The organism is Epibacterium ulvae, assembly GCF_018678075.1.
GTDB classification, from domain to species: domain Bacteria; phylum Pseudomonadota; class Alphaproteobacteria; order Rhodobacterales; family Rhodobacteraceae; genus Epibacterium; species Epibacterium ulvae_A.
The window spans coordinates 22,078-30,702 of record NZ_JAHHIR010000043.1; the positions used below are offsets into that span (position 1 = coordinate 22,078).

Sequence of the window (8,625 nt, forward strand, 5' to 3'; positions counted from 1 at the left end):
CGAGGGAGGAAAACACCATGGTTGCCGTACGTTACGAGACCGCATTCAAGCTTTATCCTTACGAAAAAGTACCGGCCCAAGCAGGCACCGTGGTGCGCCACCCCGTCGTGATCATCGGCGGCGGGCCTGTGGGCTTGTCCCTCGCCCTCGATCTGGGCCAACGCGGCACGCCTGCGCTGGTGCTGGACGATCACGAAGGAGCGGGGCTTGGGTCGAAGGCGATCTGTTTTGCCAAACGTACCCTCGACATCGCGACCCGCCTCGGGGCGGGGCAGCGGATGGTGGACAAAGGCGTCGTCTGGAACGTGGGCCGTGTCTTCCACGGCGACGGAAAGGTGTTTGAATTCAACCTTCTGCCCGAAGGCGGACACCGCAACCCGGCCTTCATCAACCTGCAACAGCCCTACTTCGAAAAGTTCTTCTTCGATGCTATCGCCGCTGAACAAGCCAAGGGCGCGCCCATCGAAATGCGCGGCCGCAATCAGGTCACTTCCGTCACGCAGCACGACGATTATGTGACGGTTGAGGTCGACACCCCCGACGGCCCGTACACGCTAGAGGCCGACTATCTGATCGCCTGTGACGGCGCCCGCTCTGCCACCCGCGACATGCTGGGTCTGTCGTTCGATGGGCGGGTGTTTGAAGACAATTTCCTGATTGCCGATGTCAAAATGAAGGCCGACTTCCCGACCGAACGCTGGTTCTGGTTCGAACCACCCTTCGAAGGATCGGGCCAGTCTGCCCTGTTGCACAAGCAACCTGATGATATCTGGCGCATTGATTTCCAGCTGGGCTGGGACATCGACCGTGAAAAGGAAATGCAGCCTGAACGCATCCGCGCCCGTGTGGACGAGATGCTATCATCGCAAACCGGCACAATCCCAGAGTACGAACTGGAGTGGACATCAATCTACACCTTCCAATGCCGTCGGATGGAGACCTTCAGACACGGCCTGGTTCTGTTCGCGGGCGATAGCGCGCACCAGGTCTCACCGTTTGGCGCGCGAGGTGCGAATTCTGGGGTGCAGGATTCAGATAACCTCGGCTGGAAACTTGATTTAGTGTTGAAGGGTTTGGCAGGTGAAGCTTTGCTCGACAGCTACGCGACCGAGCGTGAGTTTGGGGCAGATGAAAACATCCTCAATTCCTCGCGGGCCACAGATTTCATGACGCCCAAGACCGAGATCAGCCATGTGTTCCGCAACGCCGTTCTTGAAATGGCAGCCCGCCATCCTTTCGCGCGACCTTTGGTGAATTCGGGGCGTTTGTCGATGCCCTGCACCTACGACGGCTTTTCGCTGTTCGGAGAGGACGCTTTGAGCGGTCCAGAGCGGTCTCGCCCTGGTGCGGCTTGCGTTGATGCGCCTGCGGGCAACGGGTTTTTACTAGACCAATTGACCGGAGACTTCACATTGCTCGCACTGGGTGGCGAGGCACCTGATCCTGTCACCGCTCACGGCATCGCCACGCAGGTGGTCCATATCGCAGATATTTCACCCGAATTGGCAGAACGTTACTTGGGCGATACTGACCAAGCCGTCTACCTCATCCGCCCCGACCAACACGTCGTCGCCCGCTGGCCCAGCTTCGACGCGGATGCTGTCGCACGGGACATTGCGACCGCCATAGGAAAGGACGCGGCATGACTCTGAACCTTGATCCAAATATCCCCGACCCAGATGGGTTTTACCAAGAACTACTTGGCGCGCACGAAGGCCTGAGCAAAGAAGACAGCGACGCGTTCAACGCGCGGCTGATCCTGACGCTGGCCAATCACATTGGCGACCGCGACGTGCTGCGCGCCGCCCTATGGGCCGCGAAATGAGCGAGGTTGTTCTGTGGGATTACCCCAAGTCGTCCGCCAGCTACCGGCTACGCATCGCGCTGAACATCGCGGATATTGATTATCGGATTGAAACGGTGAACCTGCTGGAAAAGGCGCACCGCAGCCCCGATCATCTGGCGCGCAACCCCCAAGGGTTTGTGCCGGTGCTGGATATCGACGGTCAGCGGTTCACGCAATCGCTGGCGATCCTCGACTACCTCAATGAAACGCGCGACCTTGGGCTATTGCCCGAAGACCCCGCGCAACGAGCAAAAATCCGGGCCTTGGCGCAGTCCATCGCTGTCGATCTACACCCGGTTTGCAACCTGTCTGTCGCGGGCCATGCGACTAAGGGCGAGGAACCAGCGCGAACCAATTGGATGAAACACTTCATCACGCCAGGGCTTGAGGCGTTTGAAACCCTGCTGGCCGGGTTCGACCAAACCCCCTTCGCCACCGGGAACACCCCCGGCCTCGCGGATATCTGCCTGATACCACAGCTTTACAATGCGAACCGTTGGGGCGCGGATTACACGGCCTTCAAACGCATGCAGACAGTCGAAGCCACCTGTAAATCGCATCCTGCATTTGAAAAGGCCTATCCGGTCTAGGTTGGCATTTCGAACCGACCCGGATTGTGGTGCACCCTGTAGGTCTCGGCTGTCAAGTTACGATTGCTGCCCAGTGAGGACATCGCACCAGCAAAGGCGTCACGCGCGGGGAGGTCTGACAGGTTCAGGCCCAGATCAGCCGGGTTTTCCCAGCGTTCCACTACAACAAAATGCAGCGGATCATTGAGTGAGAGCATCGCCGTCGCGCCCAGACAACCGGCATCCGATGTGATCGCTGCCACGTAATCTGCACACTGCGCCTGCGCGTCCGCTTCGGACCCCGCATCGACCTTCATCGACAAAGCCGCCGTGCCCTCGCCCTTGGAAAACGAACCTGATTTGCCGATGATCTCATAGAACTCAGCCGAGATCGGCTTGGACATCACCGGGATCAGCCAGCGCAGAAACGCCATGCGATAGGGGCGGCCAAGCTGAACGGTAAAGAACTCATCACACCAAGCTGCTTGCCTTCCAGTTCTGGGCGCTGGGTGTATTCTAGCCAGCCATCGGGATGAGGTGTGGTTGCCAAGTCTATCATGTTTGCTCCTTGGGCGCTGGCGGTTCTGTGCAGTAAAGCCGCACCAGTTGCGACGGCGGTTCCTTGCAGAAACCTGCGCCGATCTAAAGATTTGTCGCCTGTCATGATTTGCCCCGCTCAACAGCCAAAGCGGTCACTCGGACCCTTCAAGCGCTTCTTTGATCCCCGGCTTCACCTTCCAACCGGGCACAGGTTGTTCTTTGCCTTCCTGAGGAATGTGCGCGGAGTCTTCGACCATAGTCATTTCCGGAATGTAGCGAGGGCAGTTGAGGTAGATGTGATGCGTCTCGACCTCGACAATGCGCTTGGCTCCGACGAATTCGGACTTAAGCGGGTGATCTTCATGCACCGTCGCTTTGCCGTTGATGCGCACGCGCAAATAGCGGTTGCCCTCTTCATTATCAAAGCGCAGGAACAACAGGCCGACATTGGGATTGTCAGTGATGTTTCCAAGCGATTTATACATCCGGTTGCCGTCATAATCGGGGAAAATAATCGTGTTCGATCCTGTGACGCGGATGAACCCTTTGGGGCCGCCCTTGAATGAACAATCGGTGTTTTCACCCGATGAAGTGGCAAGAAAGAAGTATGTCGCGCTTTCGATAAAATTACGGTAACCGAACTGATCGTCATCAAAGCTGCTGACGCAGGTGGCTTTTTGAATCAGATCGGCGACTTTGCGGGCGTTGTAACGGTCTTGCAGCTTGCGGCTGCCTTCGCTGTACATATCCATGAACATGTCTCCTTAAGATAAAAAAGGCGCGCCCGGCAGAAGGCGCGCCTGAAAGCCATTACTCAGCGGCTTCGAGTTCTGTGGCCGGGCTGCTGCGGCGGGCGGGGATATCACCGGCCTCTTGCGTGGCGGCCCCGAACCCGATTACCGGGCGGCGCGGGTTCTTGTTGTGCATCAAGGCCAGCGCGTCAGGACGGGCATAGTGCCCTGCCGGATCAGCGGCAGTCTTGGAGTGCGAGATCAAGCCAAGGTCGATGTCCACCACGACGATGCCTTCTTTGTCATGGGCGATATTCTCGCCGAACTCGGCGCCGTTTGGCCCGAAGATACGGGAATACCCACCGCCGATTTCGACGAATTTCTCGTGCATTTCGTTTTTGACAAGCAAGTCATAGATCGGCTTGTCGATGACTGAACAGGCGGCAAGGACAAAGCACTGGCCCTCAACGCCATAAATCTGGTTCACGTTCACGGACACTTCAGGGCTGAACGCTTTGGACAGTTTGGCGTAAAGGCTGAAGGCTGGCCAAGCGGCGCAGTGGATTTCTTCGTCCTGAGAGAACAAAGCGTATTTCGACAACGGCTGAAGGTTTTCCCAGCAACATAGCGCGCCGATGTTCCCAAGTTCGGTCTTGTTCACAAACATATCCGACCCATCGCCTTCACCAAACACCGAGCGTTCCACATGCGTCGGCTTCAGTTTGCGGCGGCGCGAGATCACCTGACCTTCGGGGCCATAGTGCCACTGCGCCATGTAAAGGCTGCCGCCTTCACGCTCTGACACGCCGATCACGACATGGATGTTGTTGCGACGGCAGGCGGCGCGCAGTTTCATATCTTGTTCAGACCCGGCGACGATGGCGTTCTGGAAATAGGGGGCGGCGAACTGCATGTTGATCGCGGGCGGATTGAACCAAATCCACCACGGATAACCGGGCAGCCATGTTTCAGGAAAATTCAACAACTCCACCCCTTGCTTGCCCGCTTCATCAATCAGGCCCATGGCCTTTTCAACGCCTGCATCTAAATCCAACAGTACAGGGGCGGCTTGCACCACACCAACTTTGACAAGTTTTCCTAAAGGACCGTGTCCAGCCATATCTTTCACTCCCATGATGTTTTTCAAATTCTGGACAAGAGGATGCGCGATTCTTGGACAGATGCTTCCGTTTGCGAGACGGAAAATGTGCGTTTGCTGGACAAGGGGTGCGAACAAACTAGTTGTCAGTGGAAATTATTTCAAATTTGGCGTAAAAGACTTCATTCGGTTTGGGAGGATCCGCCTGTCATGTCTACGGAATATGCGACAAAGCATCTAAAGCCCGCTGAACGATTTGCGTTTTGGCGCGATGTGATTTGTGACGCCTACCTGCCGATCCACTGCGCGACCCCTGATGCAGCGGGCTTTGATGGCGGGATCATGCTGGACCGTTTGACCAAGCTGAACGTATCCCGCGTGACAGGCAGTCCGCAGCAAGTGACCCGCCGCAAGGACCATATTGCGCGCGACGCTGTCAGTTTCTTTATGCTTAGCCTCCAATTGTCCGACGTGGGGCACCTGTCGCAATTGGGGCGCAGTACGGTGCTGCATCCTGGTGATTTCGGGCTGTATACAACCAGTGAACCTTACGAAGTTACCTGCGGGCGTCCGGTGAACCAACTGGTCATCCAAATCCCCTATGAAACTTTGCTGGCCCGCGTCCCGCAGGTCGAGATGTTGACCGGGCTTGGCGTCAGTGCCGCTTCCGACATTGGCGGCCTGGTGTCCCAGCAGCTGCGCCAATGCGCGGCACATGTGTCTGGGCAATCGGCGCTAGTGCAGACTCATATGCAAGACATGATGGTCGATCTAGTCGCCGTAGGAATTGCTACTTTGGCCGAGGGCAAAGTAGCGCTTGGGCGTCCTGATCAGCTTTTGTTGGCGCGCGCCAAAACGGTCATCCGCGATCATCTGCGCGAAGAACACTTGAAGCCCACGTTTGTCGCGGACGCGGTCGGCATGTCACAACGCAACCTCGCGCGCGTATTCCAGCGCGAAGGCAGCACGATTGCCGCGTTTATCCGGCAGGCACGGTTAGAGGCAATTTCCCAGGACCTGATCGACCCGCGCCTTGTGTCCCATTCCGTGTCGCAGATTGCGTGTAAATGGGGGCTGCACAACTTCCAGCACTTCTCAAAACAGTTCAAAGACGCCTATGGGATGACGCCGCGCGAATGGCGGGTGAATAAGCGAACCTTGCAATAATCAGCGGCGGGTCAAAGCCGGATCCGCACCTGATGCATCAAGCGTTTCCATAATATGATCTTCCCAAGCCGAGGCGACCAACCGCGACAACGCGGATTGCGGGCGCATGTTTGGGACCAGCAGCGATAGTCATAGCGGCTCGGCGTCGCGATGGGGCGAAAGACGATGCGATCCTCGATCATGCCCAACAAACCGGCACTCGCCACCGTCAGCGGGTCTACAAGGGCGCAACATTGATCAAGTGCCACAAATCGCAGCAAAGGCAAGACGGTCTGACTGCGCAGCTTGATCGTGATCTCGGCGCCATTGCTCGCAAATACAGCCTGCCGTTGCCGTTCAAACGCGTGTTCGGGCTGCATTGAACCGAAAGTTTCATCGGATAGCATTGCCAAAGGGATAACGTCGTGTGCAGCCAAAGGATGCGTGATGGGCAACGCTAGAAAGCTATTCCCGGAAATCACCGTCACATCTGTTTGCTGCGTGCGGCTATGATCCGCTTCAAAACCCCCAAAGCCCAAGTCAACGCCTTGGCTACTCACCATTTCGATCAGTTGGGTCGAGCTTCGGGTATGTAAAGACGTGCCCGTCCGTTGGACCCGACCTGTTGAACCATCGTGATGCTTGTTACGCTGCTTGTGTAGCGTAACTCCAGGGGAGAAGTTCGTCGGGACGCGTGATCTTGTGGTCGGCGATTTGGGCCAGAACCCATGTTAGCCAGGCTTCCAGATCATCGAAGACTGGCTTGGCGCGCGCTTGTCGCAGTGCCACGCGGACGTCGGGCGTTCTACCCCTCGCATCCTTTTCTACGGCATAAAGTTCCGCGATCCGATGGATGGCTTCCTCGGCGATGCTGGAGCCCTGAGAGGCGAAGATATCCACGAACTTGCGCCGGACAGCATCGACAACTGCGCGGTAGTCACGCTGACCTTGCCGTCCTTCGCAGCGGGCCAGACAAACCGGCCTTTCTCATGGCGCTTGCTAAACAGGTAGGCACCCTGTTGATCCCACCCGGTGATCTTTAACAGATCACCGGGCCGCCCCCGGAACACAAACAAATGCCTAGAATACGTGTCCAGTTCCAGGACCTTCTCGGCTTGGGCGGCCAGTGTGCTAAACCCGCGCCGCATGTCCGTGACGCCCGCCGCCAGCCAGACGCGGGTATGGGACGGAACGAGGATCAAACCGTCAAACCTTGCAAAAGGCTGACCACGGCGTTCAGCGCAGTTGGCCCTTCAACCAGAATGCGCCGACCATCAGACAAGGAGATATCAACCCGACTTGCGGACAGTGGGGGCGATAGAGATGGCTTTGGCACGTCGATCGGTGCTGGCTCAACGGCGACATCAGCCTCGATCTCAATTGGCAGAAATGTTGCTTCCTGTTCTTGCGTATCTGCTTCTGGCGCAAACCGCGGGTCCTTCAACCATTTGAAAATAAGGTTTGCATTGACCGCCGCGCGACCTACGCAACAGACATCCTCGGCGTCGTCGCCTGTGCGCAACCTCCTGCTTCTCCTCATCCGCCTGCTCATTGAGTGCCTCATGGTGTCCACTATCGATGGTGGACACTTAGCTCACTCTCAAAGTCGGCGTTAAAGCGGGTTCATCGGACGCTCACGCAAAGACAGGCGTGTGTTTGGATGATCCTGCATCAGTTTGCTGAGGAAATCAGGGAAAAGCACAGTGTCCACGCCCGGTATGGCGGCAAGATGCACCTCCCCCTCACCGCCTGTCTGAAGCTGGTTCATCGTGCGCTTAAGCTGGGCCATCTGTCCGCTTCGGACAGGAGGTAATTTGCCTCCGGCACCGGTTTGAGGTTCCGTGTGTCGCGATCAAACAGGACTATCCCCAATGATTCTTCCAGACTTCGCAGGGTGAGGCTGATTGCTGGCTGGATACTGCCCAGATTTGCCGCCGCCCGCGCCATGGATCCTGTTTCCAAGGAAACGGCACCAAGACCGTTTCCTTCCAACATGGAGATGATGATGGCACTTGTAAAATCAATTTCGGGCGCTCTGTTCGCGTCAGCCCTGATCGCTGGTCCTGTCGCCGCACAAGACCCGTCCTTCTTTCGCATTGGCACCGGCGGTGCTGGCGGCACGTATTTCCCCATCGGCGGTACGATCGCCAACGGGATTTCCAATCCTCCCGGCTCGCGCCCTTGCGACGAAGGTGGTCAATGTGGCGTGCCCGGCTTGATCGCAATTGCGCAGTCGACCACAGCGTCAGTCTTCAATAACGCCGCCGTCCAGAACGGTGAGCTTGAGGCAGGCCTTGCCGCCGCTGACGTCACCCGTTCCATGTTCCTTGGTGAGGGTAAATTCGAAGGCAAGCCGCACCCAAACCTGCGCATTATTGCCAACCTCTTCCCCGAAGACCTGCACCTTGTTATGCCCGCTGGTGAAAGCATCGACAGCCTTGCCGATCTTGAAGGTATGCGCGTTGGCATCGCCCAAGCTGGGTCCGGCACACAGGTGGTGGTGGTGGTAACCCATCACCATCCCGATCACGTTGGCCTCGCGGGATGGTTTCAGTCTCAATACGGGGCGGAACTGGTCACCACCCGTACCGCTTGGCTGTTTTCGCGCATGTTGACGCTGGACGAACAGGACGTCTGGCCCCGTGAAACCCTTGCCTATTATCGCAGCGCTGGCATGGACCCTGCGATTTACGC

At 57.3% G+C, this 8,625-nt stretch carries 14 protein-coding genes and 1 pseudogene; 5 read left to right on the plus strand and 10 right to left on the minus strand.

Annotation, left to right across the window (positions count from 1 at the left end):
• The first annotated feature begins 17 nt into the window (after nt 1–17).
• The 3 genes from KMP13_RS12395 to maiA are packed head-to-tail and all read left to right on the plus strand — an operon-like array spanning nt 18 to nt 2,436.
• Nucleotides 18–1,646, plus strand: coding sequence for an FAD-dependent oxidoreductase (locus KMP13_RS12395; protein ID WP_215266163.1), 1,629 nt, complete (start codon nt 18–20; stop codon nt 1,644–1,646).
• A complete protein-coding gene (locus tag KMP13_RS12400) occupies nt 1,643–1,825 on the plus strand; it encodes a DUF2783 domain-containing protein (protein WP_215266164.1) in 183 nt (60 codons plus the stop codon). The genes KMP13_RS12395 and KMP13_RS12400 overlap by 4 nt, the downstream gene beginning before the upstream one ends.
• The gene (maiA, locus tag KMP13_RS12405; RefSeq protein ID WP_215266165.1) at nt 1,822–2,436 is read left to right on the plus strand and encodes a maleylacetoacetate isomerase; all 615 of its coding nucleotides are present in this window, start codon (nt 1,822–1,824) and stop codon (nt 2,434–2,436) included. Before KMP13_RS12400 ends, maiA begins: the two co-directional genes overlap by 4 nt.
• Here maiA and KMP13_RS12410 read toward each other — a convergent pair.
• From KMP13_RS12410 to KMP13_RS12425, 4 genes are all read right to left on the minus strand, one after another.
• Nucleotides 2,433–2,849 (minus strand): putative quinol monooxygenase, encoded by a 417-nt coding sequence (locus KMP13_RS12410; RefSeq protein WP_215266166.1) that lies wholly within the window; start codon nt 2,847–2,849, stop codon nt 2,433–2,435. The genes maiA and KMP13_RS12410 overlap by 4 nt on opposite strands.
• A complete protein-coding gene (locus KMP13_RS12415) occupies nt 2,828–3,079 on the minus strand; it encodes a twin-arginine translocation signal domain-containing protein (RefSeq protein WP_215266167.1) in 252 nt (83 codons plus the stop codon). Before KMP13_RS12415 ends, KMP13_RS12410 begins: the two co-directional genes overlap by 22 nt.
• A gap of 28 nt (nt 3,080–3,107) precedes the next feature.
• Complete coding sequence (locus KMP13_RS12420) at nt 3,108–3,701, minus strand: pyridoxamine 5'-phosphate oxidase family protein (RefSeq protein ID WP_215266168.1); 594 nt, start codon at nt 3,699–3,701, stop codon at nt 3,108–3,110.
• A 64-nt stretch (nt 3,702–3,765) separates the two neighbouring features.
• On the minus strand, nt 3,766–4,806 hold the full coding sequence (locus KMP13_RS12425) for a carbon-nitrogen hydrolase family protein (protein ID WP_215266169.1): 1,041 nt from the start codon (nt 4,804–4,806) through the stop codon (nt 3,766–3,768).
• A 189-nt stretch (nt 4,807–4,995) separates the two neighbouring features.
• Here KMP13_RS12425 and KMP13_RS12430 point away from each other — a divergent pair, with 189 nt between their 5' ends.
• Nucleotides 4,996–5,952, plus strand: coding sequence for a helix-turn-helix domain-containing protein (locus tag KMP13_RS12430; RefSeq protein ID WP_215266170.1), 957 nt, complete (start codon nt 4,996–4,998; stop codon nt 5,950–5,952).
• An 11-nt stretch (nt 5,953–5,963) separates the two neighbouring features.
• Here the strand turns inward: KMP13_RS12430 and KMP13_RS12435 are convergent.
• The 6 genes and pseudogenes from KMP13_RS12435 to KMP13_RS20945 form a co-directional block, all read right to left on the minus strand.
• A pseudogene (locus KMP13_RS12435) lies at nt 5,964–6,518 on the minus strand (LysR substrate-binding domain-containing protein); the annotation flags it as partial.
• A 58-nt stretch (nt 6,519–6,576) separates the two neighbouring features.
• Entirely contained in the window at nt 6,577–6,831 is a 255-nt protein-coding gene (locus KMP13_RS12440; protein WP_353055708.1) for an IS66 family transposase, read from the minus strand.
• Nucleotides 6,756–7,133, minus strand: coding sequence for an IS66 family insertion sequence element accessory protein TnpB (gene tnpB, locus KMP13_RS12445; RefSeq protein WP_215266172.1), 378 nt, complete (start codon nt 7,131–7,133; stop codon nt 6,756–6,758). Before tnpB ends, KMP13_RS12440 begins: the two co-directional genes overlap by 76 nt.
• A complete protein-coding gene (locus tag KMP13_RS12450; RefSeq protein ID WP_215266173.1) occupies nt 7,130–7,453 on the minus strand; it encodes a hypothetical protein in 324 nt (107 codons plus the stop codon). The genes tnpB and KMP13_RS12450 overlap by 4 nt, the downstream gene beginning before the upstream one ends.
• 90 nt (nt 7,454–7,543) lie before the next feature.
• Complete coding sequence (locus KMP13_RS12455) at nt 7,544–7,720, minus strand: hypothetical protein (RefSeq protein ID WP_215266174.1); 177 nt, start codon at nt 7,718–7,720, stop codon at nt 7,544–7,546.
• Nucleotides 7,696–8,028, minus strand: coding sequence for a helix-turn-helix domain-containing protein (locus KMP13_RS20945; protein ID WP_353055709.1), 333 nt, complete (start codon nt 8,026–8,028; stop codon nt 7,696–7,698). Before KMP13_RS20945 ends, KMP13_RS12455 begins: the two co-directional genes overlap by 25 nt.
• Between KMP13_RS20945 and KMP13_RS12465 the strand changes: the two genes are divergently transcribed.
• Nucleotides 7,937–8,625, plus strand: a 689-nt coding sequence (locus KMP13_RS12465) for a TAXI family TRAP transporter solute-binding subunit (protein ID WP_251363831.1), incomplete at its 3' end; no start/stop codon positions are given. The genes KMP13_RS20945 and KMP13_RS12465 overlap by 92 nt on opposite strands.

Bases quoted from the DNA above. Each gene is read 5' to 3' on its own strand.
- KMP13_RS12395 (WP_215266163.1), top strand. From the start codon at position 18: ATGGTTGCCGTACGTTACGAGACCGCATTCAAGCTTTATCCTTACGAA.
- KMP13_RS12400 (WP_215266164.1), top strand. From the start codon at position 1,643: ATGACTCTGAACCTTGATCCAAATATCCCCGACCCAGATGGGTTTTAC.
- maiA (WP_215266165.1), top strand. From the start codon at position 1,822: ATGAGCGAGGTTGTTCTGTGGGATTACCCCAAGTCGTCCGCCAGCTAC.
- KMP13_RS12410 (WP_215266166.1), bottom strand. From the start codon at position 2,849: ATGGCGTTTCTGCGCTGGCTGATCCCGGTGATGTCCAAGCCGATCTCG.
- KMP13_RS12415 (WP_215266167.1), bottom strand. From the start codon at position 3,079: ATGACAGGCGACAAATCTTTAGATCGGCGCAGGTTTCTGCAAGGAACC.
- KMP13_RS12420 (WP_215266168.1), bottom strand. From the start codon at position 3,701: ATGTACAGCGAAGGCAGCCGCAAGCTGCAAGACCGTTACAACGCCCGC.
- KMP13_RS12425 (WP_215266169.1), bottom strand. From the start codon at position 4,806: ATGGCTGGACACGGTCCTTTAGGAAAACTTGTCAAAGTTGGTGTGGTG.
- KMP13_RS12430 (WP_215266170.1), top strand. From the start codon at position 4,996: ATGTCTACGGAATATGCGACAAAGCATCTAAAGCCCGCTGAACGATTT.
- KMP13_RS12455 (WP_215266174.1), bottom strand. From the start codon at position 7,720: ATGGCCCAGCTTAAGCGCACGATGAACCAGCTTCAGACAGGCGGTGAG.
- KMP13_RS20945 (WP_353055709.1), bottom strand. From the start codon at position 8,028: ATGCGAAAGAAGGACGGGTCTTGTGCGGCGACAGGACCAGCGATCAGG.